The organism is Jeongeupia wiesaeckerbachi (assembly GCF_050916355.1).
Lineage (GTDB): Bacteria > Pseudomonadota > Gammaproteobacteria > Burkholderiales > Chitinibacteraceae > Jeongeupia > Jeongeupia wiesaeckerbachi.
In genome coordinates this window covers 42,535-68,490 of the sequence record NZ_CP136946.1, presented here as the reverse complement: position 1 = coordinate 68,490, position 25,956 = coordinate 42,535, and the positions used below count along the sequence as shown (strand labels likewise).

Genomic DNA, 25,956 nt, shown 5'->3' with positions numbered 1-25,956 from the left:
TCGTTGAACTCGGCTGCGTGCGCGTCCATGGGCTTGCCTTGCGCCTGTTGGGCGAGGGCGGCGTACGCGCCGAGGTCTGGGCGTAGTAAGACTTCGTAATGTTACTACATGCCTAAAAATCGGCGCAAACGCTTTTGGCCGTCTGCGGGATTTCCCGAACATCGATTGCTGGAAAAACCAGCAAACCCGCACTGCTGAACGATAATGGTGCGTTGCGACATTGCCGCTTCGTAAGCAGTTATGGTTGAGTTTGGTAGGGGGTTGTAGTAAAACTACGCCGTAATTCTTGCGGCATTTACTACCGTGATCTATGCAGTTGCGTGCATCGGGTACGGTCAAACCGGAGTTCGTCATGGCATTACATCCCCGTCTTATCGAAGTTACGGCCCGCATCGTCGAACGCAGCCGTGAATCCCGTACCCGCTATTTGCAGCGCCTCGAAGCCGCAGCCCAGAAGGAGCCGGTCCGCAAAGGGCTGGCCTGTACCAACCAGGCGCACGCTTGGGCCGCCGCGCCAGAAACCGACAAAATCATGATGCGTGAGATGCGTCAGCCGAACATCGCGATCGTCTCCTCGTACAACGACATGCTGTCGGCGCATCAGCCGCTCGAAACCTATCCGGCCATCATCAAGGCAGCCGTGCACGAAGTTGGTGCAACCGCACAGTTCGCCGGGGGTACACCGGCGATGTGCGACGGCGTGACCCAGGGGCAGCCGGGGATGGAACTCTCGCTGTTCAGCCGTGACGTGATTGCGATGTCGCTGGCGGTCGGTCTGTCGCACAACGTCTTTGACGGCATGCTGTGCCTCGGCGTCTGCGACAAGATCGTGCCGGGCCTGCTGATCGGCGCGCTGCAGTTCGGTCATCTGCCGGCGATCTTCGTGCCGGCCGGCCCGATGACGTCGGGGATCTCGAACAAGGACAAGGCCAAGGTTCGCCAACTGTTCGCCGAGGGCAAAGCCGGCCGTGAAGAACTGCTGGCGTCGGAAGAGGGCAGCTACCACGGTCCGGGCACGTGTACCTTCTTCGGCACCGCCAACTCGAACCAGATGCTGATGGAAGTGATGGGCCTGCATTTGCCGGGCGCCGCTTTCGTCAATCCGAACACGCCGCTGCGCGATGCGCTGACTGCCGCTGCCGCGCGCCGTGTCGCGCAGATTACCGCGCTCGGCAACGAATTCATTCCGGTCGGCAAAGTGGTTGACGAGAAAGCCGTCGTCAACGGCATCGTCGGCCTGCTGGCGACCGGTGGTTCGACCAACCACACGATTCACCTCGTTGCGATCGCCAGGGCCGCCGGCATCAACATCAACTGGGACGATTTCCACGATCTGTCCGAAGTCGTGCCGCTGCTGGCACGTGTTTACCCGAACGGCTCGGCTGACGTGAACCACTTCCATGCCGCCGGTGGTATGGGTTACCTGATCCGCGAGCTGATCGCTGGCGGCTTCCTGCACGACGATGTGCTGACGTGTACGGGCCAAGGGCTTTCTACGCACTCGCAGGAACCCTTCCTGGGCGACAACGGCAAGGCCGTATGGCGCGAATCGCCGCTGCAGTCCGGTGACGACAGCGTGCTGCGTCCGCACACCCACCCGTTCAGCAAGGACGGCGGCCTGAAAGTGCTCGAAGGCAATATCGGTCGCGCGGTGATCAAGGTCTCAGCAGTTGCCGAAGAGCATCGCGTTGTCGAAGCCGCAGCGATCGTGTTCGACGATCAGGACGACGTCCTGGCGGCGTTCCAGCGCGGTGAGCTCGAGAAAGACTTCATCGCCGTGCTGCGCTTCCAGGGGCCGCGCGCCAATGGCATGCCGGAACTGCACAAGCTGACGCCGGCACTGGGCGTGCTGCAGGATCGCGGCTTCAAGGTCGCGCTGGTGACCGATGGCCGCATGTCGGGTGCGTCGGGCAAGGTGCCGGCGGCGATCCATATCACCCCGGAAGTCGTCTCGGGTGGTCCGCTGGGCAAGGTGCGCACCGGTGACATCATCCGCCTGGATGCGCTGACCGGCGCCCTGGTTGCCAAGGTTGACGCGGCGGAATGGGCCAAGCGCGAATGCGTCACCGCCGACCTGAGCAAGAACGGCCATGGCATGGGCCGCGAGCTGTTTGCCGGTTTCCGCCTGCAGGCGACCGGCGCCGAGGAAGGTGCGCTGAGCCTGGGTCTCGCGCACTGATGTCATTGCCAGCCGGCCCGTACCGGGCCGGCGTTCACTTATCGCTTAACTCATAGGAATCCTGCCATGCAAATTCGTGAAATCATGCGTTCGTGCTCGGTCATGCCGGTGCTGGTGATCGAGAAAGTCGAACACGCCGTGCCGCTGGCCAAGGCGCTGGTCGACGGCGGTATTCGCGTGCTGGAAGTGACCCTGCGTACCGAGGCCGCACTCGAAGCCGTCAAGGCGATTGCCGACAATGTGCCGGAAGCGATTGTCGGCGTCGGCACCGTGGTGCGTCCCGAGCAGTTTGCCCAGGCCCAGGCTGCCGGCGCCGTTTTTGCGGTGACGCCGGGTCTGACGCCGAAGCTGGCCGCCGCTGCGCGCGAAGCCGGCATCCAGTTGCTGCCGGGCGTGATGACGCCGTCCGAAGCCATCGCCGCGCTCGAGGAAGGTTTCGATGCCCTCAAGCTGTTCCCGGCCGAACAAGCCGGCAGCCTCGGCATGCTCAAGGCCATGGGTGGCCCGCTGCCGCAAATCCTGTTCTGCCCGACCGGCGGTGTGACGCTGGAATCGGCGGCGAAACTACTTGCGCTGCCGAACGTCGGTTGTGTTGGCGGTTCGTGGCTGGCGCCGAAGGATCTGGTTGCCAAGGGCGACTGGGCCGGCATCACCAAGCTGGCCCGCGAAGCGGCTGCACTGCGTCCCTGATCACAGGTCATCGGCGAGGGGGCGTGCTTGGCCTTTCCCCCTCGACTGGTAAACTGAGGGCTTGCGCAATGGTCCATTTGCCTATGACGGTCGCGTAAGTCCCTAATGTACGAACGGTGCTTGTCATGGCACAAAGGCAGCCTCTGCCGGTGCTTGTATGCTCTGACCGTCCAATTTGTCCCATCCTCTATCTCTGGAGATGATCCATGGCTATCAAAGTAGGTATCAATGGTTTCGGCCGCATCGGCCGCATGGTATTCCGTGCCGCTGTTTACAATTTCGCCGATGACATCGAGATCGTCGGTATCAACGACCTGTTGGAGCCGGATTACCTCGCCTACATGCTCAAGTACGACTCGGTGCATGGCAAGTTCAAGGGTGATGTGAAGGTCGAAGGCGGTCATCTGGTCGTCAATGGCAAGACGATCCGCCTGACCGCGGTGAAAGACCCGGCCGAACTGAAGTGGGGCGAGATTGGCGCGGACGTCGTGGTCGAATCGACCGGCCTGTTCCTGACCAAGGAAACCGCCGAGAAGCATCTGGCCGCTGGCGCCAAGAAGGTGATCATGTCGGCACCGTCGAAGGATGACACGCCGATGTTCGTCTACGGCGTGAACGACAAGACCTACGCCGGCCAGGACATCATCTCCAACGCATCGTGCACCACCAACTGCCTGGCGCCGATTGCCAAGGTCATCAACGACAACTTCGGCATCAAGCGTGGCCTGATGACCACCGTCCACGCTGCGACCGCAACGCAGAAGACCGTTGACGGCCCGTCCAACAAGGACTGGCGCGGCGGCCGCGGCATTCTGGAAAACATCATTCCGTCGAGCACCGGCGCTGCCAAGGCCGTTGGCGTGGTGATTCCGGAAGTGAAGGGCAAGCTGACCGGCATGTCATTCCGCGTGCCGACGTCCGACGTGTCCGTCGTCGACCTGACCGTCGAGCTGAACAAGGAAGCCAGCTACGAAGAAATCTGCGCCGCCGTGAAGGCCGCGTCGGAAGGTCCGATGAAGGGCGTGCTGGGTTACACCACCGAGAAGGTCGTCTCCACCGATTTCCGTGGCGAAGCCTGCACGTCGACGTTCGACGCCGACGCCGGTATCGCGCTGGACAAGACCTTCGTCAAGCTGGTTGCCTGGTACGACAACGAGTGGGGCTACTCCAGCAAGGTGCTGGAAATGGTCCGTGTGATGGCATCCAAGTAAGTCCTTGCCATACGCAGCCAACAAAAAACCCGCTTCGGCGGGTTTTTTGTTGGCTGCAGGCTGCGTGCGTATTGGCCGTCCCATGACAATGGGTGAATTCGATCGAGCCGCAAGCTCAAGCCAATCAAGCCCTTTTTGTATGCAAAGCAAACCTTCGAAGAGCACTAAATCCTTTTAAAAACCGCCATTTACGGGCGGTTTCTTATTTGCCGTGTTGTATGTGGGCAACGGTTTTTCTAAGGCGGGGCAAGCAGGTTTGCCCGTAACAAGTCGATTCTTTTATTCTGGCTCCGTAGAGCAAGGTTGCGTCAGACGTACCGCAAATCGTGCTGTTACGGCTGGTTCTTCATCTAATTAGAAAGAAACCAACTCTCGTATCTAGGAGACCTATAAATGTTCAAACGTGCTCTGGTTGCTGCTTCCCTGGCAGCTGCTTTCGCGGCTCCGGCTTTCGCCGAAGTCACCATCGGCGGTTCGATCGAATCGGACATCTATATCCACGGTTCGGATGCCGACGGCTTCCGTGACGAAGTCGAACTCGACGTTGAACCGCGTCTGTTCTTCTCGGGCAGCGACAAGCTGGACAACGGCTCCAAGGTGATCTGGAAGATCTGGACCGGTGTTGAAAACTACCGCGAACAGTCCGACAAGACTTGGGGTAACCGTGAAGCTTGGGGCGGCTGGCAAGGCGATTGGGGTACCCTGCGCTTTGGTCGCATCTACACCCCGTCGTACCTGAAGCTGGACTGGCCGTACGGCAACCTCGGCGGTGCTATGCACGTTGCTGAGCTGGGTCTGGTTGCTTTCAACCCGGACAACTCGATTGCATACGACTCGCCGAACTGGGGTGGTTTCTCGTTCTCGGGTTACTACTCGTTCCTGGGTCAGCAAAACCAAATCGATGGCGTTGATCAAGAATACATGTTCGACGTGACCGCTGGTTACTCGGGCGGTGGCTTCATGATCGATGCTGGCTATCAGCAGGCTGAAGCTAATAGCACGAACAAGGTTACCGGTGAAGTTACTCACCAACAGGACCCGAGCAAGTTCTGGTTCGTGGCTGGTGGCTACAACTTCGGCGCCTTCACCCTCAAGGCCGGTTACAAGGGCTGGGAAAATTCGTGGGCCGGTATCGCTGGCGACCAGAACCAGTACTTCGTTCAAGGTATCTACTCGGCTGGCAAGAACACCGTCGGCGTGACGTACAACTACTTCGACGAAGCTGAGCAAAACGGCAACAAGATCGACGATAGCGATGCTCACGTGATCTACGGTCAGTGGAACTACGCACTGTCGAACAACACCTCCGCTTACGTTCAAGGTCGTTACTCGATCGCCAACGAAAACGCGAAGATGGGTGCTGACTACGCGACCATCGGCTCGGACCAAAACAGCTACCGTCTGCTGTTCGGTACCTGGACCGGCTTCTAATCGATTCGTTTGATTCGATTTGCTAGTTCAGAAAGGGCGACTTCGGTCGCCCTTTTTTAATTGTTCGGCGCTCCTGAAAAGGGGCGCCGTTTTTGTTTGTCGGCTACGGTATACGCCCTACATGCCGTACCTGATCGGCGATTACCTGATATCAGTCGCTATTCATGTTGCCTACGCTTAGCTTGCGAGGTTGCCAAGGGGCGGCCTGCCACAGGAGAGATAAAAGAATGCGAGCTGTGCGTATGTCGGTGGGGGTGGCGGTTCTGGCTATGGCGTTTGCGGCAAATGCGGCCGAGGTTGAGGTGCTGCACTGGTGGACATCGGGCGGTGAAGCCAAGGCCGCTGGCGAGCTGAAGAAAATGCTCGAAGCCAAGGGCGACAAGTGGAAGGACTTTGCCGTTGCCGGTGGTGCTGGCGAAAACGCGATGACCGCGCTGAAGGCACGGGTCGTTTCAGGGAACCCGCCGGCGGCAGCGCAGATCAAGGGGCCTGCAATTCAGGAATGGGGCGCCGAGGGTGTGCTGGCGTCGATTGACGACGTCGCCAAGAAAGACGGTTGGGACAAGGTACTGCCACCGGCGGTGTCCAATGTGATGAAGTACAAGGGGCAGTACGTGGCTGCGCCGGTCAATGTGCACCGGGTGAACTGGCTGTGGGTCAATCCGGCGCTGCTGAAGAAGGCCAACGTCAAGGCACCGACGACCTGGGACGAATTCTTCAAGGTGGCGGATGCCTTGAAGAAGGCCGGCATCCAGCCGGTCGCTTACGGCGGTCAGCCATGGCAAGACGCGACGGTATTCGAAACCGTGGCGCTTGGTGTTGGCGGCGCCGATTTCTACAAGAAAGCCTTCGTCCAGCTTGATCAGGCCACCTTGAAAGGCCCAACCATGGTCAAGGTGCTTGAGACCTATAAGCGCATCAAGCCGTATACCGACAAGGCGAGCGCCGGTCGTGAATGGAACCTCGTCACGGCGATGGTCATCAACGGCACCGCTGCGATGCAGTTCATGGGCGACTGGGCCAAGGGTGAGTTTCTGGCTGCCGGCAAAGTGCCGGGCAAGGATTTCCTCTGTCTCGCCGCGCCGGGCACAGCGAACGCCTACACCTTCAACATCGACAGTTTCGTGATGTTCAAGCTGCCGAACAAGGCTGCAGTGAAAGGACAGCGGGATCTGGCCGAAACGCTGATGAGCCCGCAGTTCCAGGAGCTCTTCAACCTCAACAAGGGTTCTATTCCGGCGCGCATGGGCATGGACATGAGCAAGTTCGACGAGTGTGGCAAGAAGTCGGCCGAGGACTTCAAGGCCGATGCCGCCAAGGGCACGCTGCTGCCGTCGTTCGCGCATGGCATGGCGATGTACTCCGCGACACAGGGCGCGATGTATGACGTCATTTCGCAGTTCTGGAACGATGACGCCGCCAGCGCGCAGAAGGCCGCCGAAAAACTGGCAACGGCCGCCAAGGTTCGCTGACCCGAAAGGTGAGTGCCGCGCTGCGCACGGACGCAGCCGGCTGCTGTACCGGCCGGCCGGGCTATGCCTGGCCGGATCTTGCCTGCCTTGGAGATTCTCATGTCCGTGATGTCGCGCCCGGCGCACTACGGTTTTGCCGAGCACTGGTTGCCTCGGCTGGTACTGGCACCGTCGTTTCTGCTGGTTCTGGTGTTCTTGTATGGCTTCATTGCGTGGAACGGCGCCTTGTCGTTCACCGCTTCGCGTTTGCTACCCAACTACGAGTGGGTCGGTCTGACTCAATATGAGGCGCTGTTTGCCAGTGAGCGCTGGTGGGTAGCGGTTCACAATCTGTTTATTTTCAGCGCGCTGTTTATCGGTGGTGCGATGGTTGTTGGCATCGTGCTGGCGATCCTGCTCGACCAGAAAATCCGGCTCGAAGGAGCGCTGCGCACGATCTATCTGTACCCGCTGGCGCTGTCGTTCATCGTCACGGGTACCGCTTGGGGATGGATGCTGAACCCGGGCTTGGGGCTGGAAAAACTGATGCACGACTGGGGCTATGCCGGCTTCAGTTTCGATTGGCTGGTCAACCCGGATCGCTCGATCTACACCATCGTCATCGCCGGTATCTGGCAATCGTCGGGTTTTGTGATGGCATTGTTTCTCGCCGGGCTGCGCGGCATCGATGATTCGATCATCAAGGCGGCACAGATCGATGGCGCCAGTCTGCCGCGCATCTATTTGCGCATCATTCTGCCGGCGATGCGACCGGTGTTTTTTTCGACCTTGATGATTCTCGCGCACATCGCGATCAAGAGCTTTGACCTCGTCATGGCGCTGACCGGCGGTGGTCCCGGCTTTTCGTCCGATCTGCCGGCAACCTTTATGTACCAGATGGCGTTTACGCGCGGCCAGATGGGGCTTGGCGCGGCCAGCGCGATGATGATGCTGGTCACCGTGTCGGCGGTTGTCGTGCCCTATCTTTATTCCGAGCTGAGGAGAGGCCGCCATGTCTAAACCCTGGCGAGGCGTGCTCTACGCCGTGCTGCTGTTGGCTGCGGTGTATTACCTGCTGCCGCTGTACGTGATGTTGTCGACGTCGCTCAAAACCATGGATGAAATCCGCGCCGGCAACTTGTTGTCGCTACCTGGCGCCGTGAGTCTGGATGCCTGGCGCAAGGCATGGGGGACGGCGTGCACCGGGATCGAATGCTCGGGCTTGTCCGGCTATTTCTGGAACTCGGTGCGGATGGTGATTCCGGCGGTACTGATCTCGACGGCACTCGGTGCACTCAACGGCTATGTGCTGTCGAAATGGCGTTTCCGTGGCTCGGAATGGGTATTTGCCATGCTGCTGTTCGGGTTGTACATCCCGTTTCAGGTACTGCTGTTGCCGATGGCGCAGACGCTGGGCTGGTTCGGTCTGGCGCGGTCGATGTTCGGGCTGGTGTTCGTGCATGTCGTGTGCGGGATCGCCGGCACGACGCTGTTCTTCCGCAACTTCTACGTCGGCATTCCGGACGAGCTGATCAAGGCGGCGCGGCTCGATGGCGCCGGCTTCTGGCGCATCTTCATCCGCATCGTTTTGCCGATGTCCTTGCCGATCCTGATGGTGACGCTGATCTGGCAATTCACGCAGATCTGGAACGACTTCCTGTTCGGTCTGGTGTTTTCCAGTGGCGAGAGCCAGCCGATCACGGTCGGACTGAACAACCTTGCGAATACCTCGACCTCGGTCAAGGAATACAACGTCAATATGGCTGCGGCGCTGATTGCCGCGCTGCCGACCATCGCGGTGTACGTGCTGGCGGGAAAATACTTCGTGCGTGGCCTCGCGGCCGGCGCCGTCAAGGGATAAGGGGAAAGCGATGGGTGCATTGGCCATCAAGAACATCACCAAACGCTTTGGTGATACACATATCCTCAAAGGGATCGACATTCATGTCGAAGCGGGCGAGTTCCTGATCCTCGTCGGCCCGTCGGGCTGCGGCAAGTCGACGCTGATGAACATCATTGCCGGGCTGGAGTCACCGACGAGTGGTGAAATCCATATCGCCGATCGCCTGGTGAATGCGGTGGCGCCGAAAGATCGCGACATCGCCATGGTGTTCCAGAGCTATGCGCTGTATCCGACGATGAACGTGAGACAGAACATTGCGTTCGGGCTGGAAACCCGTGGCGTGCCGAAGAAAGAGCAAGACGAAGTCATCGCCCGGGTCGCCAAGATGCTGCAGATGGATCACCTGCTTGATCGCAAGCCGGGACAGTTGTCCGGCGGGCAGCGGCAGCGGGTGGCGATGGGGCGGGCGCTGGCGCGCAATCCCAAGCTGTTCCTGTTCGACGAGCCGCTGTCCAACCTCGACGCCAAGCTGCGCGTCGAGATGCGAACCGAGATCAAGCAGCTGCATCACCGGCTGAAAACGACGATCGTCTATGTCACGCACGATCAGATCGAGGCGATGACGCTGGGCGACAAGATCGCCGTAATGAAAGACGGGGTGATCCAGCAGTTCGGCAGTCCGCAGAATATCTACGACATCCCGGCTAATCTGTTCGTGGCCGGATTTATCGGCTCGCCGGCGATGAATTTCATCCCGGCACACCTGGCCAGCGAGGGCGGGGCGATCGGTGTCAGTCTGCAAAGCGGTGATGCGGCTTGTTTCGTGCCGCTGCTTGATAGCCAGCGCTATGCGGCTTATATCGGCAAACGCGTGATCGTCGGCATTCGTCCGGAGCAATGGGATGTGTCAACCGACGGTTCCGGTCTGGCGTGCAGGGTCAACCTGACCGAGCCGACCGGCCCGGACACCATCGTCTTCACCCAGGTCAACGGCATCGAGGTGCAGGCGCGCTTGCATCCGCGCGACGTCCGTGCGCCGGGCTCGGTGCTGCATTTGCGGCCGGACATGAGCAAGGCCGTGCTGTTTGATCCGGATAGCGAAATCCGGATCGGCTGATGTGCTTCCTCCCCGGCGTTGCAGCGCCGGGCCATCGATAGCCCCGCCTGGTGCGGGGCTTTTTTTGCGCGTTACAGGCCGCGACGCTCGACCAGTGCCTGGGCCAGCGTACTCGGGTCGACATGTTCAAGCTCGCCGCCGACCGGCAGGCCGCGGGCGATGCGCGAGACCTTGAGGCCGCGTGCCCGCAATGTTTCGGCTAGATAGTGTGCGGTGGCTTCGCCTTCGACGGTGAAGTTGGTCGCGAGGATGACTTCTTCGACCTCGCCGTCGCTGGCGCGTTCGAGCAGGCGTTCGAACGCAATGTCCTTGGTGCCGATGCCGTCGAGCGGGCTCAGCCGGCCCATCAGTACGAAATACAGCCCTTGATACGCGAGTGTCTGCTCGATCATCAATAGATCGGTCGGCATTTCGACCACGCACAGCTGGCGCCGGCTGCGCTCGTCATCGCGGCAGATCTCGCACACCTCGGCTTCGGTAAAGGTATTGCAGTGCCGGCAGTGTCTGAGGGTGCCGATCGCGTATTCGATGGCATGCGCCAGGTTGGCGGCACCGGCCTGGTCACGCTGTAGCAGGTGATAGGCCATGCGGCTAGCCGATTTGGGGCCGACGCCGGGTAATACTTTGAGGGCCTGGATCAGTTGCTGGAGCGAGGAGGGAACGGTCATGGCGGAGAGCATAGCGTGAAAAGGGGCGCGATGATCGCGCCCCGATGGATTGTGTCCGGATCGTCGTCGATCAGAACGGCATCTTGAAGCCCGGGGGCAGCGGCAGGCCGGCGGTCATGCCGGACATGCGCTCCTGGCTGGTTGCTTCGGCCTTGCGCTGTGCGTCGTTGAACGCGGCGGCGATCAGGTCTTCGAGCATGTCCTTGTCGTCGGACAGCAGCGAATCGTCGATCGCGACACGTTTGACCACGTGGCTGCAGGTCATGACGATCTTGACCATGCCGGCGCCGGCCTGGCCTTCGACTTCGACGTTGGCGAGTTCTTCCTGCGCTTTCTGCATTTTTTCCTGCATTTTTTGCGCTTGTTGCATCAGTTGGCCAATGCCACCCTTGTTGAACATGATGTGCTCCTGAGTGTGAAGATCGACGGCTGGCGCCGTCAGAGTGGTTTGATCGAATCGGGCAGGACGGTGGCGTCGAAATCGCGCACCAGCGTCTGCACAAAGGGGTCGTTCTGGATCTCGGCCTCGGCCTCGCCCTGACGTTGTTCCTTTTCGCGCAGCAGTTGCGCCGCCGGGGTATCACCGCTGGCTTCGCCCAGCGTCACGACCAGCTGGATCGGCCGATCGAAGTGCAGTGACAGCGCTTCGCGCAGCTTCTCCTGGAAGTCACGGGTTGCGACTGCGCGGTGGGCATCGGCGACCAGCAGCTCGAAGCGGTCGCCATTCCAGTTAAGCAGCTCGGCATTCTGCGCCAGCATGCCGGCAGCACCGAGCTTGAGCTGGACGACCAGCGCACGCCAGTCACCGTCGAATGGTGCCACTGCGCTGGACGGCGCAGCTGCGCGGGCCGCAGGCGGCGGCACCTGCGGTGCGGCGAATTCCTCCTGCTCCGGGAACGGTGCGCGTGGCGCGGGTTCACCGGCCGGTGCGGCCTCCTCCCAGGGGGGAACATCCTGTATCGCTAAGGTAGCCGGCGGTGGGGCGACACTTTTGGCCGCAGGTGCAGGTGCAGGTGCAGGTGCAGGTGCAGGTGCAGGTGCAGGTGCAGGTGCAGCTTGCGCCACGGCAGGCGTTGGCGCGGCTGTCGTGACCGGGGCTGTGACCGGTGCGGCCACGCGTGCCGGTGTGGCGCGTTCGGGCAGCTGCGCCAGCGCGCCTGCGTCGCTCGGCGCGAAGGCCAGCATCCGCAGCAGCGTCATCGTGAAGCCGGCGTATTCGTCCGGCGCCAGCGGCAGGTCGCGGCGGCCGTGCAAGACGATCTGGTAGTAGAGCTGGGCGTCCTCGGGCGACATTGCCGCCGCCAGTGCGACGATGGCCTCGCGCGCCGGCAGGTCGTCGGCCAACGCACCGGGGACCATTTGCGCGACGGCGATTTGCTGCAGCAGGTGCGCCAGTTCGCCGAGCGCGGCTTCGAACGACAGCCCGCGGCCGGCGATGCTGTCGGCGGTCGCGAGCAGTTGCGCGCCATCCCGGGTCTGCAGCGCGTTCAGCAGCTCGAACAGATAGCCCTGATCGACGGCGCCGAGCATCGCGCGGACGCCCACTTCCTCGACCTTGCCGGCGCCGTAGGCAATCGCTTGATCGAGCAAGGACAGCGCATCGCGCATCGAGCCGTTGGCGGCGTGACCGAGAATCGGCAGCGCGCCGGCCTCGAAGGGAATCTGCTCGGCGTCGAGCACCTTGTGCAGATGGCCAGAGACCTGTTGCGGCGTCATTTGCCGCAGCGAGAACTGCAAACAGCGGCTCAATACGGTGATCGGCACCTTCTGCGGATCGGTCGTCGCGAGGATGAATTTGACGTGACCTGGCGGTTCTTCCAGCGTTTTCAGCATCGCGTTGAACGCGCTCTTCGAGAGCATGTGCACTTCGTCGATGATGTACACTTTGAACCGCCCGGCGGTCGGCGCGTACTGTGCGTTGTCGAGCACTTCACGGATGTTGTCGATGCCGGTGTTCGACGCCGCGTCGATCTCCAGCAGGTCGACAAAACGCCCTGCGTCGATCTGCGTGCACGCGCCACACACGCCGCACGGTTCGGCGGTGATGCCGGTCTCGCAATTGAGCGCCTTGGCCATGATCCGCGCGATGGTTGTCTTGCCGACGCCACGCGTACCGGTGAGCAGATAGGCGTGATGCAGGCGCTCGTTCGCGAAGGCGTTCGCGAGTGCCTTGATCACATGCTCCTGGCCCACGAGCTGGGCGAAGGTCTTGGGGCGCCACTTGCGGGCGAGAACTTGATAAGCCATGCCCGGATTCTAACAGATGCCTAACGCAGACAATCAGCCCGCAGACAATCAACACCTCCCCGATTTCCCCATCGACGATCCGCCACCCGAGCCGCCGTTCGAGCCGGCGCTGGAAGAATGCTGCGGCAGCGGTTGCGAGCCCTGTATTTTCGATACCTATGCCGAAGCCCTGCATGCCTATCGCCGCGAGCGTGCGGCGTGGTTGCAACGTCATCCCGAGTTCAAGGATTTGCCGAGTCGATGAAACGTCTTCTGTTGTCGTTGTTGTTGTGCAGCGGTGCCGCGCAGGCGGCGCTGCCGGCCGAGGTTGAGTCGGCGCTGGTCAAGGCCGGTGTGCCGGTGTCGGCGCTGGGGGCGGCGATTCTGCCGGTCGACGGTGGTCCGGCGGTGCTGCTGGAGAACGCCAGCCGGCCGATGAACCCGGCGTCGACGATGAAGCTGGTCACGACCTGGTCGGCGCTGAATCTGCTCGGCCCGGCCTATAGCTGGAAAACGCAGCTGCTGGCGGATGCGCCGGCGGTGAACGGCGTGCTGAACGGACCACTGTATCTCAAGGGCAGTGGCGATCCCAAGCTGACGTTCGAGCGGATGTGGTTGCTGGTGCGCGAGCTGCGCGCTGCCGGCGTCACCGATCTGCGCGGCGATCTGGTGCTCGACCGTAGCGTATTCAGCCTGCCGGCAACGACGTCGCCGTTCGACGACGACAGTGACGAAAGTGGCCAGCCGTATCTGGTGACGCCCGATGCGCTGGTCAGCAACTTCGGCAGCGTGCGGCTGATGTTGCGCAGCGATGGGGCAACGGTGCGTGCGACGCTGGAACCGGCGCTCGACAAGGTCCGGCTCGACAGTACGCTGAAGCTGGCGGCGGGTGGCAACTGTGCGGCGTGGAAGGACGGTGTCCAGCTCAAGATCAACGATGGCGGGCCGCAGGCGAGCGTCAGCGTGAGCGGGCGCTTCCCGGTCGATTGTGCTGGCGACCGTTATTTTTCGGTGCTTGACGCCAAGTCGTACACGGCCAGCCTGTTCCGTTCGCTGTGGCAGGAGCAGGGCGGACGCTTCTCCGGCCAGGTGCGTGATGGTGTGGCACCCGCACAGGCCAAGGTGCTGGCGACCAGCGTGTCGCCGCCGTTGACCGAAATGGTTCGCGACATCAATAAATTCAGCAACAACCTGATGGCGCGACAGCTGTTCCTTACGCTGGGGGCCACATCGCCCGACGACGCCCGTGATACTCAGTCTGCCGCCGATGCGCGCGTGCATGCTTGGCTGCAGCAGCAGGGGCTGAATATGGCCGAGCTGCATCTGGAAAACGGCGCCGGTCTGTCGCGGGTCGAGCGGATCAGCGCCGAACACCTCGGCCAGATGCTGGTGTCGGCCTACCGCAGCCCGCTGGCCTCGGAGTTCATCTCGTCGCTGCCCATCGTCGGCATCGACGGCACGATGCGCAAACGGCTGAAGGACGAAGCCGGTGCGGCGCACATCAAGACCGGTACGCTGAAGAATGTACGCGCAGTCGCCGGTTATGTGCGCGACCAACAGGGGCGGGACTGGGTCGTCGTCGCGCTGCTGAACCACCCGAAGGCGCCCGGCGCCATGCCGGTGCTTGACGCCTTGCTGCGCTGGGTGACGACACGCTCGTCGGCCGAGCTCGCTGCTTTGCGCGGCTGACGTAAAGGGGACGTCGCAACCCTCGCTGGGTTGTTCGCGGTGCATCGCAAGACGCAGTCGGTGCTGATCCGGCCGTTGCGATCCAATCGCCGCTCGGTGCTGCCGTCGCCAATGTGGAGTGGCGCCCTGAATGACCTGCACCAATGAAAAAGCCCCTGAATGAATCAGGGGCTTTTTTGCTGTTTTGGCGGAAGCGCAGAGATTCGAACTCTGGGGGGACTCACATCCCCGACGGTTTTCAAGACCGCTGCCTTAAACCACTCAGCCACGCTTCCAGCAAGCCGGCGATTCTACCAGAGCTGCCGGCGTCTGACAGCCCTCAGGCCGCCAGCTTTTCCAGCACGGCGAAACGGATGATGGCGTTGTGCGGCGTCTGCTCGATCGCGTCGCCGAGCCGGATGCGGTAACGCTTGTGCTGGGCGCCGAGGCGGAACTCGCGGTGGTCGGCGTAGAAACCTTGCGGCAGCACCAGAAAGCGTCCCTGGTTCATGGCCGGATTTTCGGCAGCGTACAGGCCGGTAAAGCTGCGCTCGCCCAGCAGCGGCGTCAGCTCGACCGCGACCGGATTGCTGGCCAGCGTCTCGATGCCGAGATCGACCGCGCCGTCCGGTTTGCGCACGATGCGGCGGACGATGCCGAGGCAGAAGGGGCGCTGTGTCAGCCCCTGTATGCCGAGCAGTTCGCCGACCTGCAATTTGTCGTCGCTGACGCTGCGGCAGCGGATGCCGAGTCCGCTGACGCTTTCGTCGAGCAGCTCCCATTGCCGCGCCTTGCCGGCCGCCGGACTGCGCAGCGCCTGTGCTGCTTCCTCAAGACCGCGCCAGACGGTGATCGCCTGGCGGGCGGCGTGGCGTTCGTGCTTGCGGATCGGCGCCGGCGCATCGCGAGACCATCGCTCGGCCAGCGTATCGAGCAGTTCGATATTGGCCGGCAGGGCGGTTTCGTCGGGGAGGCCATGCGTTGCGGGTGTGCCGCCGCCAAGCAGCGCATCGCGCAGATGGTGCATCTGCTGCGTCAGCGTGTCGGTCTGCCAGTAGCGCCAGTTTTCACCGACCATGTCGCGGCGCAGCCGTTTGGGCGGCGTTGAGCCGGCAAGGTTGACCGCGTACAGTTGCTGGGTCGGATGGATCTGGGTTTCCAGATTGATCTGGCTGCTCCAGCGCTTCAGCCACTGCGCGGTCAGTTCGATCTGCTCGGGCTGCAGTTTCTCCGGGGCGGCCAGCGTCAACATCAGCGCCTGCACGTATTCACGCTCGGCGCTGCTGATTTCCTCGTCCGGATAGGGCTGCAGCGGCGCGCGCGCACTGCCCAGCGTTTCGGCGTACTGGTACAGCCGGTGTATCAGGCGCCAGCTGCGCGCATCGCTCTCCATGTAGCGCAGTGCCGCCCATTTGTTTTGCTGGACGGCATAGTTCAGGCCCCGGAGTGCGTACAGCGGCAGGTCGCGATGCTCGAGGTGCTTGGTTTGCTGTGCCTGCTTCAGGCAGAGCCGGTAGGCGTCGGCCATCTCGTGCCAGAACGCCAGCAAGGTCGGCAGCACCTGATGCGGCGCAGCCGTTTCGTCGATCAGCTGGCCGCGGTAAATGGCGACCAGATGGGCTTGCAGCGCACGGGCTTTTTCATCGAGGTAGGGCACCGTTTTCAGGCGCTCTTTCAGGCTGATGGCGGCGTTGCCGTTCAGCTGGCGCAGCGCTTGTACGATCTCGATCTGCGCCTGCAGGATGTCGCTCTCTGGCAGCTCCTGCATCAGGACGGTTGCCGACTTGTAGTCGTAGACGCCTTCGCGTTCGCGGCGGCCCAGCAGCGCACCGATCAACGCTTTGAAGTCGAACATAATCTGCTCCGTGTCATTGCTCCGACCAGCCACGTCGGTGCGTCAGTATGATTGTAAGACTAAGGTTCGGAAACCCTGTTTTTCAATGGTTGCTTACAAAATCTCGCCAGTCTGTCGCAGGCCTGTTCCAGCCGCGCAACCGGCTGGCTGTAGGCAAAGCGCAGCATGGTCGGCGCCAGGCCGAAATCGAGCCCCGGCGTGACGGCGACAGCTTCATCGGCGAGCAGCCGCGCAGCGAAGGCGGCTGCGTCGTCGGTGAAGCGTGCGGCGTCGACTCACAGATAGAAGGCACCCTCGGCCGGTGTGGCCAGCGCGAAGCCGATGGCGGCCAGCCGCTCGGTGAGATAGCGACGGCGAACATCCAGTTCCTGACGTCTTGCTTCCAGAGTGAGCTGAGTTGCCGGGGAGAATGCCGCCAGTGCCGCATGCTGCGCCGGCGTCGGCGGCGCGAGGAACAGGTTTTGCGCCAGTTTCTCCAGATCGGCGACCGCCCGCTCGGGCGCGACCAGCCAGCCCAGCCGCCAGCCCGTCATCTGGAAGAACTTCGAGAAACTGTTGACGATGAACACGTCGTCGGCGACCGAGAGTGCGGTTTCGTGCGGTCGGCCGTAGACGAGGCCCTGATAGATTTCGTCGACGATCAGCGTGCCGCCGCGTTCGCGGCAGGCGGCCGCCAGCTCGGCGATTTCAAACGGTTCGAGCACGCTGCCGGTCGGGTTGGCCGGGCTGGCGACCAGCGCGGCGACGGTGCGTTCGGTCCAGTGTGCTGCGATGTCGGTGGCGCGCAACTGGTAGCGCGTTGCCGGGCCGACCGGCACATTGACCGCCTTGCCCTCGAACAGTCGCACCAGATGGCGGTTGCACGGATAGCCGGGGTCGGTGAGCAAGACCTCGTCGTCGCGGCCGACCAGTAGCGCCAGAATCAGCTGCAGGGCGCCCGAGGCGCCGGGCGTAACGATGATCCGGCGCGGGTCGACCCGGACGCCGAAACGCTCGTCGTAAAAGCCGGCGATGGCCGCGCGCAGCTGCGGCAGGCCACAGGCGCCGGTGTAGAAAGTCTGGTGCTGGCTCAGCGCTGCGATGCCGGCGTCGACGATCGTTTGCGGCGTCGGAAAATCGGGTTCGCCGACCTCAAGATGGATCACGTCGCGGCCCGTGGCTTCGAGCGCCTGGGCGTCGGCCAGGATGCGCATGACGTGAAAAGGAGCGATGTCGGCGAGGCGGGAAGCTGGGGTCATCTGTGCTAAAATCCGGCGAATTTCGCAAAACGATCAAGCACCTACCGGTGCTGGACATCGGGCTGCAGGCAAGGATTTTAAATCGCTTCGGCCGCTTCCGGCGCGCCACGACGGATATTTATACCCATGATCAGTACCGCAAACATCACCATGCAGTTCGGCGCCAAGCCGCTGTTCGAAAAAGTCAGCGTCAAATTCGGCGACGGCAACCGCTATGGCCTGATCGGCGCCAACGGCTGTGGCAAATCGACCTTCATGAAAATCCTCGGTGGCGACCTCGAGCCGAGCGGTGGCAATGTCTCGCTCGAGCCGGGCGTACGGTTGGGCAAGTTGAAGCAGGATCAGTTCGGCTACGAAGAGCAGCGCGTGATCGACGTGGTGATGCAGGGCCATGCCGAGCTGTGGGCGGCGATTCACGAGCGCGATGCGATCTACGCCAATCTCGAGGCGACCGAAGAAGATTACATGCACGCGGCCGAACTCGAAGGCAAGGTCGCCGAATACGACGGCTACACCGCCGAAGCGCGCGCCGGGGCCTTGCTGCTGGGCGCAGGCATCCCGATCGAGCTGCACACCGGGCCGATGAGCGAAGTCGCCCCGGGCTGGAAGCTGCGCGTGCTGCTGGCGCAGGCGCTGTTCAGCAACCCGGACGTGCTGCTTTTGGACGAGCCGACCAACAACCTCGACATCAACACGATCCGCTGGCTGGAAAACACGCTGAACCAGCGCGATTCGACCATGCTGATCATCTCGCACGATCGCCACTTCCTGAATCAGGTCTGCACCCACGTGGCCGACGTCGATTACGGCGAAATCCGCATTTACCCGGGCAATTACGACGATTACATGCTGGCGAGCACGCAGGCGCGTGAACGGCTGCTGACCGACAACGCCAAGGCCAAGGACAAGGTCATCGAGCTGCAGGCCTTTGCCCAGCGCTTTGCCGCCAACAAGTCCAAGAGCCGTCAGGCGACGTCGCGCCTGAAGCTGGCCGACAAGATCAAGGAAAACATGGTCGAGGTGAAGCCGTCGTCGCGGCAGAACCCGTACATCCGCTTCGAGATCGACGACAAGCAGAAGCTGCATCGCCAGGCCTTCGAGGCGAGCAATCTGTCCAAGTCCTTCGACAAGCCGTTGATCCAGAGCCTGTCGCTGATTTTCGAAGCCGGCCAGAAGCTGGCGGTGATCGGCGGCAACGGCGTCGGCAAATCGACGCTGATGAAGCTGCTGGTCGATGTGCTCAAGCCTGACGCCGGCACGCTCAAGTGGGCCGAGAAGGCGACCATCGGTTACTTCGCACAGGATCACGAGGAAGACTTCGAGCAAGACCTCACCGTGTTCGACTGGCTCAAGCAATGGGGCCAGCCGGGTGACGACGACCAGGTGATCCGCGGCATCCTCGGCAAACTGCTGTTCGGTGGCGACGACGTGAAGAAGTCGGTCAAGGTGCTGTCGGGCGGCGAGAAGGGCCGGATGCTCTACGGCAAGCTGCTGCTCGAGAAGACCAATGTGCTGGTGATGGACGAGCCGACCAACCATATGGACATGGAGTCGATCGAATCGCTGAACCTGGCGCTCGATCTGTACAAGGGCACGCTGATCTTCGTCTCGCACGACCGCACCTTCGTGTCGTCGCTGGCGACGCAGATTCTCGAACTCAACGGCGACGGTACGTTCACGCATTACCTCGGCGGTTACGAGGAGTACCTGGAAAGCCGCGGCCTCGAGTAAACCCGCTTCATTCGGCGGCTGCGCCTGCGCATTTCGTGCCCGTTCGATGCGTGAAAGCCTCATGGACCTTGTGTCCGTTCCGGTTTCTGCGCGTCGAGCGAACATGACCTGCTTTGGCTTTTTCGCCGACTGAGTCCGTTTGCCGAGAATGTTCAAAGGCCACCCTAGGTGGCCTTGCTCATTGATGCGCCCCACTTTTTTGGGCTAAATGTCCGGATGCAACGAGAACGCCAGCTGCAATTGCCCGTCTACCGCGCGCCGCGCTGGCTGCCGGGCGGGCATGCCCAAACGATCTATCCAGCCACGCTGCTATGGCAGCGCACTCCGGCATACCGCCGCGAGACCTGGGTCACGCCCGACCTCGACAGCATTGCGGTCGACTGGGTCGATGGCCGCGCCGGCACGCCGATTCTGGTGCTGTTCCACGGCCTCGAAGGCGGCTCGCGCAGCCACTATGCGCTGTCGCTGTTCCAGCACTTCTATCCCAAGGGCTGGCGCTGTGTCGTGCCGCATTTCCGTTCCTGCGGCAATGTCACCAACCGCTTGCCGCGTGCCTATCATGCCGGCGATGCCAACGAAATCGACTGGATACTGCGACGGATCCGCAATCGCCATCCCGATGCACCGGTGTACGCGGTCGGCATTTCGCTCGGCGGCAACGCGCTGCTGAAGTGGCTGGGCGAGCAGGGCGAGGCGGCCGGCGAGGTGCTCGCCTCGGCCGCCGCGGTGTGCGCGCCGCTCGATCTGACGATTTGCGGCGCCGCGCTCGATACCGGCGTCAACCGGCGGATCTATACGCGCAACTTCCTGCGCACGCTCAAGCGCAAGATGCTGGCCAAGCTGCAGATCACCGAGAACCCGTTTGTCGATCTGGACAAGGTGAGGGCGGCGGTAACCTTGCGTGAATTCGACGATCTGGTGACCGCGCCGCTGCACGGCTATCACGGCGTCGACGATTACTGGATCCGTGCCAGCAGCAGGCCCGGCCTTACCAACGTCAGCGTGCCGACGCTGGTGATCAATGCACGCAACGATCCCTTCGTGCCGCTTTCGGCGCTGCCCGGCGAGGACGATGTCTCGGACTGGGTGACCTTGCTGCAGCCGGACGAAGGCGGACATGTCGGCTTCCTGTCCGGCCCGCCTCCGGGAAAGCTCGACTGGCTGCCGAACACGCTGATGCGTTATTTTCAGTTTTACGCGCCCGACGCGCGCTAGCGCGATACCGCTACGGCGCGGCCGCATTGCCGGCACGACCGACGGCCCCCCTTCAAGGAGTACGCCATGGCGTCCATCCCCGCACAAATCTTCAAGGCCTATGACGTCCGCGCACGCGTCGATCTGCTGACGCCGGAGGCCGCGTATCTGGTCGGCCGGGCGCTCGGTGCCGAGGCCCGGGCGCAGCAGCAGCCCAAGCTGGCCATCGGCCGCGATGGCCGCTTGTCGAGCCCGGCACTGGCCGATGCCCTGATCCGCGGCTTGCTGGAGAGCGGCATCGACGTCCTCGACCTTGGCCTGGTCGCGACGCCGATGATGTATTTCGCCGCCATTCGCCACGCCAACGGCTGCGGTGCCGTTGTCACCGGCAGCCACAATCCGCCCGATTACAACGGCATCAAGGTGATGCTGGCCGGCGTGACCGTCGGCGGCACAACGCTCAAGGGTCTTTACGAGCGCATTGTCCGCGATGATTTCGTCGACGGAAAAGGCGCGGTGGCGCCGCTCGACATCGACGCCGAGTACCGGGCGGCGATCGTCGCCAGCCAACCGCTGGCCCGGCCGCTCAAGGTTGTCGTCGATTGCGGCAACGGCGCGCTGGGTGCGTTTGCACCGGCGCTGTATCGCGCGCTTGGCTGCGCGGTGACCGAACTCTACTGCGACGTCGACGGCCGCTTTCCCAACCATCACCCGGATCCGCAAGTCGAGAGCAATGTCGCCGAGTTGAAGCGCGTGGTTGTCGCGCAGGGCGCCGACGTCGGCCTGGCGTTCGATGGCGACGGCGACCGCGTCGGTGCGGTGACGCCGGATGGCCGTTTCATTCCCGGGGACAAGCTGCTGATGCTGTTTGCCGCTGCCGAGCTGGCGCGGCAGCCGGGCGGCCACGTGCTCTACGACGTCAAATCGACCGGCGTACTGTCGCGCTGGATCGCGGCGCACGGTGGTAGCAGCGAGATCATTGCCACCGGCCATACCCACATGAAGCAGCGCATGAAGGAGACCGGTGCGCTGCTTGCCGGCGAGTTGTCGGGTCACTTCGCCTTCGGCTGCTGGGGCTTTGACGACGGACTGTATGCCAGCGTGAAGCTGCTGCAGATGATTGCCGGCGGCCAGGATCTGAACGCGGCGTATTCGGCGCTGCCGACCCGGCTGTCGACGCCGGAGCTGCAACTGCCGGTGGATGGTGATGGTCACGGCATCGTCGACCGCGTCGCCGCGGTGGCGATTTTTCCGACCGCGACCGAGGTGCTGCGGGTCGACGGGCTGCGCATCGAATACGCCGACGGCTTCGGGCTGATCCGCGCATCGAACACCACGCCGGTGCTGACGCTGCGGATCGAGGCCGATCATCGCGATGCGATCCTGCGCATCCGCGACGAGCTGGCCACGGCGTTGTCGCCGTTGCCGTTCCCGACGTTCACAGTCTGAGCACAGGCCCGGGTCCGGGCTTGGCTGGCGTTGCGCCAGCCGGCGTCGGTACACTGCGGCCGGGGACCTTGTCCCGTTTACTTTCACTCTTGCCAGCAGGTTTTCCGCATGACTCATCCCTTGCCGCCCCATGAACTGATCGCCGCCAACGTTGCCGCAGCCCTGGCCGAAGACATCGGCGAGCGTGACTGGACCGCCGAGCTGATTGGCGCCGACGCGCAAGGCCGGGCGACGGTGCTGGCGCGCGAGGATGCCGTTGTCTGCGGCATCGCCTGGTTCGACGAGGTGTTCCGCCAGCTTGATCCCGGTGTGCGGGTGAACTGGCGCGTTGCCGAGGGCGACCGCGTCGACGCCGACACGCTGCTGTGCGAGCTGCTTGGCCCGGCGCGCAGCCTGCTGACCGGCGAGCGTTCGGCGCTGAATTTCCTCCAGCTGCTGTCGGCCGTCGCTACCGAGACGCGCCGCTACGCCGACGTCGTCGACGGCACGCGTGCCAGGGTGCTCGATACCCGCAAGACGCTGCCGGGGTTGCGCCGGGCGCAGAAATACGCGGTGCTCGTCGGCGGTGGCGCCAACCAGCGCATCGGCCTGTACGACGGCATCCTGATCAAGGAAAACCACATCATGGCGGCCGGCGGTATTGCCGAGGCGCTGGCGGCGGCGCAGGCGCTGGCGCCGGCTGGCGTGACAATCCAGATCGAGGTCGAGAGCCTGCTGGAACTCGACGCGGCGCTGGCCGCCGGCGCGACCAGCGTGCTGCTCGACAATTTCACGCTGCCGCAACTGGCCGATGCGGTGGCGCTCAACGCCGGTCGGGCACTGCTCGAGGCATCGGGCGGCGTCGATATCGAGACGCTGCGCGCGATCGCCGAAACCGGCGTCGACCGGATCTCGGTCGGCAAGCTGACCAAGGACGTTCGCGCGGTGGATCTGTCAATGCGTTTCGTGCTCTGACCTCGCCGCCATGAACCGCTACGCGCTGTGTTTGATTGCTGCGATGCTGATGGTCGGCAGCAATGTCGGCATCGGCAAGGCCATCGTCGCGACGATGCCGGTGATGTTGTTCGCCTTGCTGCGCTTCGTCGTCGGCGTCACGGTGCTGGTGCCGGTGTACCGGCCGTCACTCGTCCGTCGGGTCAGCCGGGCCGAATGGCGCAACCTCTTTCTGCAAGCGCTGTTCGGCACCTTTCTGTTCACGCTGCTGATGCTCTACGGCGTCCGCCATACCAGCGCGCTGGCCGCCGGGGTGATCACCAGTACGATTCCGGCAGTGGTGATCCTGCTGGCGTGGCTGCTGCTGGGCGAGCGGCCGAACCGGCGCGCCATGCTGGCCGTGGCGCTGGCAATGGGCGGGGTGCTGATCGTCAACCTTGCGCGTGGCGACGGCGACGGCGGCAGCCTGTTCGGCAATCTGCTGGTGTTCGGTGCGGTGGTGTGCGAGTCGCTGTACGTGATCCTGTCGCGGCGGCTGACGCAGACGCTGCCGGCGATCGAGATCTGCGCCTACACCCACGGCATCGGCTTGCTGCTGATGCTGCCGCTCGGCGTATTCGCCGCGCGTTCCTTCGACTTTAGCGCGGTTGCGCTCGACACCTGGGCGCTGGTGATCTGGTACGGGCTGGCTGCGAGCGTGTTTTCGTTCTGGTTGTGGATGAAGGGCATCCGTCATGTCCCGGGCCAGCTGGCCGGGGTGTTCACCGCGGTGTTGCCGGTCGCCGCCGCGGGTTACGGCATCATCGTGCTCGGCGAGCAGCCGACGCTGGCGCACGGCATCGCGCTGCTGTGCGTGCTGGCGGGGATCGCGATTGCCAGTCTGCAGGCGTCCGCCGCGCCCATCCTGCCCAAACGCGACGCATAGTCAGACGGCCATTTCGTCGGCGACAAGACGGGGGAATTCGCTGGCCGGCACCGGTCGACCGAGCAGGAAGCCTTGCAGCGAGTCGCAGCCGAGCCGAGTCAGGAAGGCCCGCTGCGCCGGGGTTTCGACGCCTTCGGCGACGATATTCAGGTTCAGCGTCTGACCCAGGGCGACGATGGCCGAAACGATGGCGGCGTCGTCGCTGTCGTGCGCCAGCTCGTTGACGAAGCCACGGTCGATTTTCAATTCATTGGCCGGCAAGCGCTTCAGGTAGAGCAGGCTCGAATAACCGGTGCCGAAATCGTCGATCGAGATGTTCACGCCGGCGGCCGCCAGCTGCTGGAGGATGACAAGGCTGGCCTCGGCGTCGCGCATTGCCGTGGTTTCGGTGATCTCCAGTGTCAGCCGAGACGGCGCCAGCGCGTGCCGCAGCAGTGTCGCTTCGACCGTGGCCGGCAGGCTGGCGTGGGCGAACTGCAGCGCCGACAGATTGACCGCGATCGACCAGTCGGCGTGCCCCTGATCGTGCCATTCGCGCATCTGCCGGCAGGCTTCATCGAGCACCCAGTCACCGATCTGCAGCACGAGGCCGGAGCGCTCGGCGTGGGCGAGGAAGGCATCCGGGCTGATCATTCCGTGCCGGGGGTGGTGCCAGCGCAGCAACGCCTCGGCGCCGGTCACGCGGCCGCTGATCGCGTCGAACTTGGGCTGATAGTGCAGCGCGAGCTCGTTGCGCCCCAGCGCCAGCCGCAGATCGTGCATCAGCTGCAGCTGGCTCTGGGCGTTGGCGTTCATCGACGCCTCGAAAAAGCAGTAGCCGTTTCGGCCCGAATCCTTGGCGTGATACATCGCCGCGTCGGCGTTAGCCATCAGCTCGCGCTGGTCGCGGCCATCGTCGGGATAGAGCGCGATGCCGACGCTGGCCGACACGCTCAGCAGATGACGCTGGACATTGAAGGGCTGGTCGATGGCGTCGACCAGCGCTTCGGCCACGGTGGCTGCGCCCTCGGGGCCGGCGAGTTCGAGCATCAGCACGAATTCGTCGCCACCGAGCCGGGCGATCGTGTCCTGCGCACGCACACAGCGGCGGATGCGGTCGGCGACGTCGATCAGCAGGCCGTCGCCGATGTGGTGACCGTAGGCGTCGTTGACGGCCTTGAAGCCGTCGAGATCCATGAACATCAGCGCAAAGCGGCTCCGGTCGCGCTCTGCCTTCTGGATGGCCTGGGTCAGCCGGTCTTCGAGCAGCAGGCGGTTCGGCAGCTTGGTCAGATTGTCGTGCAGCGCCAGATGCATCAGTTCGTGGTTGGCCTCGGCGAGCGATTCGGCCAGTACCGCAGTGTGCGCGGCCATGCGGTTGTCGAGCACCGAAACGATCAGCGCGATCGCCAGCACCGCCAGCGTGACGACGATGACGAGCAGGGCCAGCCAGTCGGTGGCGATGCCGCTGTTGGCTGCGCTGCAGAAACTGCCGAGCGGAAACTGCGACGCGGCCATGCCGGTGTAATGCATGCCGACGATGGCGCCGCCCATGACGACGGCGGCGGCGCAACGGGCCAGCGTGACGTGCGGCGAGCCCGAGCGCAGCCGGAACGCAATCCACAATGCCGCGCCCGAGGCGCCGACGGCGATGAGAATCGACAGCGCGAACAGCGCCGGGTCATAGCGGATGCCGGGCAGCATGCGCATTGCCGCCATGCCGGTGTAATGCATGGCGGCGATGCCACTGCCCATCAGCAGCGCGCCCAGCAGCAGTCTTGTCAGGGGCAAGGTCGGCTGGCAAACCAGCCAGAGTGCAAAGACCGACGCGCCGACCGCCGCCAGCAGCGAGCCCAGCGTGATCAGCGGATCGTAACCGAGCGGAATCGGCAGGCTGAAGGCGAGCATGCCGATGAAATGCATCGACCAGATGCCCAAGCCCATGGCGAACGCACCGCCGGCCAGCCACCAACGCTTGGCATTGCCGGTCGCCGCCGCCACGCGGCCAGCCATGTCCAGCGCGGTGTACGAGGCGAGGATGGCAACCAGGAAGGAGCAAAGAACGAGAACCTGATTGTAACTATTGCTTAACACCGGCACGGCCTTATCTGCAGTAAACAGCGTGTGTAAGAACTTTCCTTACAAAATAAGCCGACATTATGCACGTA

General features: G+C 63.1%; 21 protein-coding genes and 1 tRNA gene. 15 read left to right on the top strand and 7 right to left on the bottom strand.

Annotated elements, in window-relative coordinates; all coding sequences use genetic code 11:
- Nucleotides 1–352 precede the first annotated feature (352 nt).
- The 8 genes from edd (at nt 353) to R0382_RS00310 (ending at nt 9,922) form a co-directional block, all read left to right on the top strand.
- A complete protein-coding gene (edd, locus tag R0382_RS00345) occupies nt 353–2,179 on the top strand; it encodes a phosphogluconate dehydratase (protein ID WP_432721486.1) in 1,827 nt (608 codons plus the stop codon).
- Nucleotides 2,180–2,245: 66 nt separating this feature from the next.
- Nucleotides 2,246–2,869, top strand: a complete 624-nt coding sequence (gene eda, locus R0382_RS00340; RefSeq protein WP_432721484.1) for a bifunctional 4-hydroxy-2-oxoglutarate aldolase/2-dehydro-3-deoxy-phosphogluconate aldolase — start codon at nt 2,246–2,248, stop codon at nt 2,867–2,869.
- Between the two features lie 206 nt (nt 2,870–3,075).
- Nucleotides 3,076–4,080, top strand: coding sequence for a type I glyceraldehyde-3-phosphate dehydrogenase (gene gap / locus R0382_RS00335; RefSeq protein WP_432721483.1), 1,005 nt, complete (start codon nt 3,076–3,078; stop codon nt 4,078–4,080).
- Nucleotides 4,081–4,473: 393 nt separating this feature from the next.
- Complete coding sequence (locus tag R0382_RS00330; RefSeq protein WP_432721482.1) at nt 4,474–5,511, top strand: porin; 1,038 nt, start codon at nt 4,474–4,476, stop codon at nt 5,509–5,511.
- A gap of 269 nt (nt 5,512–5,780) precedes the next feature.
- Nucleotides 5,781–6,983 (top strand): ABC transporter substrate-binding protein, encoded by a 1,203-nt coding sequence (locus R0382_RS00325; RefSeq protein WP_432721481.1) that lies wholly within the window; start codon nt 5,781–5,783, stop codon nt 6,981–6,983.
- A 99-nt stretch (nt 6,984–7,082) separates the two neighbouring features.
- Nucleotides 7,083–7,982: a carbohydrate ABC transporter permease gene (locus tag R0382_RS00320; RefSeq protein WP_432721479.1), complete on the top strand. Its 900-nt coding sequence runs from the start codon at nt 7,083–7,085 to the stop codon at nt 7,980–7,982.
- Nucleotides 7,975–8,823: a carbohydrate ABC transporter permease gene (locus tag R0382_RS00315; protein WP_432721477.1), complete on the top strand. Its 849-nt coding sequence runs from the start codon at nt 7,975–7,977 to the stop codon at nt 8,821–8,823. Before R0382_RS00320 ends, R0382_RS00315 begins: the two co-directional genes overlap by 8 nt.
- 10 nt (nt 8,824–8,833) lie before the next feature.
- The gene (locus R0382_RS00310; protein WP_432721476.1) at nt 8,834–9,922 is read left to right on the top strand and encodes an ABC transporter ATP-binding protein; all 1,089 of its coding nucleotides are present in this window, start codon (nt 8,834–8,836) and stop codon (nt 9,920–9,922) included.
- A gap of 71 nt (nt 9,923–9,993) precedes the next feature.
- On the opposite strand, the gene recR is transcribed toward R0382_RS00310, so the two are convergent.
- From recR to dnaX, 3 genes are all read right to left on the bottom strand, one after another.
- Nucleotides 9,994–10,590 (bottom strand): recombination mediator RecR, encoded by a 597-nt coding sequence (gene recR, locus R0382_RS00305; protein ID WP_432721474.1) that lies wholly within the window; start codon nt 10,588–10,590, stop codon nt 9,994–9,996.
- Between the two features lie 70 nt (nt 10,591–10,660).
- Nucleotides 10,661–10,990: a YbaB/EbfC family nucleoid-associated protein gene (locus tag R0382_RS00300; protein WP_203536800.1), complete on the bottom strand. Its 330-nt coding sequence runs from the start codon at nt 10,988–10,990 to the stop codon at nt 10,661–10,663.
- 38 nt (nt 10,991–11,028) lie between these two features.
- Nucleotides 11,029–12,837: a DNA polymerase III subunit gamma/tau gene (gene dnaX / locus R0382_RS00295; RefSeq protein WP_432721472.1), complete on the bottom strand. Its 1,809-nt coding sequence runs from the start codon at nt 12,835–12,837 to the stop codon at nt 11,029–11,031.
- A gap of 16 nt (nt 12,838–12,853) precedes the next feature.
- Between dnaX and R0382_RS00290 the strand changes: the two genes are divergently transcribed.
- Nucleotides 12,854–13,081: an oxidoreductase-like domain-containing protein gene (locus R0382_RS00290; RefSeq protein WP_432721470.1), complete on the top strand. Its 228-nt coding sequence runs from the start codon at nt 12,854–12,856 to the stop codon at nt 13,079–13,081.
- Complete coding sequence (gene dacB, locus R0382_RS00285) at nt 13,078–14,505, top strand: D-alanyl-D-alanine carboxypeptidase/D-alanyl-D-alanine endopeptidase (protein WP_432721468.1); 1,428 nt, start codon at nt 13,078–13,080, stop codon at nt 14,503–14,505. Before R0382_RS00290 ends, dacB begins: the two co-directional genes overlap by 4 nt.
- A gap of 185 nt (nt 14,506–14,690) precedes the next feature.
- Here dacB and R0382_RS00280 read toward each other — a convergent pair.
- The 3 genes from R0382_RS00280 to R0382_RS00270 all read right to left on the bottom strand — a co-directional run bounded on the left by R0382_RS00280 (nt 14,691) and on the right by R0382_RS00270 (nt 17,577).
- Nucleotides 14,691–14,780: transfer RNA gene (locus tag R0382_RS00280), tRNA-Ser, on the bottom strand.
- Between the two features lie 44 nt (nt 14,781–14,824).
- Nucleotides 14,825–16,339: a hypothetical protein gene (locus R0382_RS00275; RefSeq protein WP_432721467.1), complete on the bottom strand. Its 1,515-nt coding sequence runs from the start codon at nt 16,337–16,339 to the stop codon at nt 14,825–14,827.
- A 275-nt stretch (nt 16,340–16,614) separates the two neighbouring features.
- Nucleotides 16,615–17,577: an aminotransferase class I/II-fold pyridoxal phosphate-dependent enzyme gene (locus R0382_RS00270; RefSeq protein ID WP_432721466.1), complete on the bottom strand. Its 963-nt coding sequence runs from the start codon at nt 17,575–17,577 to the stop codon at nt 16,615–16,617.
- A 126-nt stretch (nt 17,578–17,703) separates the two neighbouring features.
- Here R0382_RS00270 and R0382_RS00265 point away from each other — a divergent pair, with 126 nt between their 5' ends.
- The 5 genes from R0382_RS00265 (at nt 17,704) to R0382_RS00245 (ending at nt 23,809) form a co-directional block, all read left to right on the top strand.
- Nucleotides 17,704–19,308: an ABC-F family ATPase gene (locus R0382_RS00265; protein WP_432721464.1), complete on the top strand. Its 1,605-nt coding sequence runs from the start codon at nt 17,704–17,706 to the stop codon at nt 19,306–19,308.
- 216 nt (nt 19,309–19,524) lie between these two features.
- Nucleotides 19,525–20,523 carry a YheT family hydrolase gene (locus tag R0382_RS00260; protein WP_432721463.1) on the top strand — a complete coding sequence of 333 codons (999 nt, stop codon included), beginning with the start codon at nt 19,525–19,527 and terminating at the stop codon, nt 20,521–20,523.
- A gap of 66 nt (nt 20,524–20,589) precedes the next feature.
- A complete protein-coding gene (locus R0382_RS00255) occupies nt 20,590–21,951 on the top strand; it encodes a phosphomannomutase/phosphoglucomutase (protein WP_432721461.1) in 1,362 nt (453 codons plus the stop codon).
- Between the two features lie 108 nt (nt 21,952–22,059).
- Nucleotides 22,060–22,905: a carboxylating nicotinate-nucleotide diphosphorylase gene (gene nadC, locus R0382_RS00250; protein WP_432721460.1), complete on the top strand. Its 846-nt coding sequence runs from the start codon at nt 22,060–22,062 to the stop codon at nt 22,903–22,905.
- A gap of 10 nt (nt 22,906–22,915) precedes the next feature.
- The gene (locus tag R0382_RS00245; protein ID WP_432721458.1) at nt 22,916–23,809 is read left to right on the top strand and encodes a DMT family transporter; all 894 of its coding nucleotides are present in this window, start codon (nt 22,916–22,918) and stop codon (nt 23,807–23,809) included.
- On the opposite strand, the gene R0382_RS00240 is transcribed toward R0382_RS00245, so the two are convergent.
- The gene (locus R0382_RS00240) at nt 23,810–25,888 is read right to left on the bottom strand and encodes a putative bifunctional diguanylate cyclase/phosphodiesterase (RefSeq protein ID WP_432721456.1); all 2,079 of its coding nucleotides are present in this window, start codon (nt 25,886–25,888) and stop codon (nt 23,810–23,812) included. It abuts the gene before it with no gap.
- Nucleotides 25,889–25,956 lie beyond the last annotated feature (68 nt).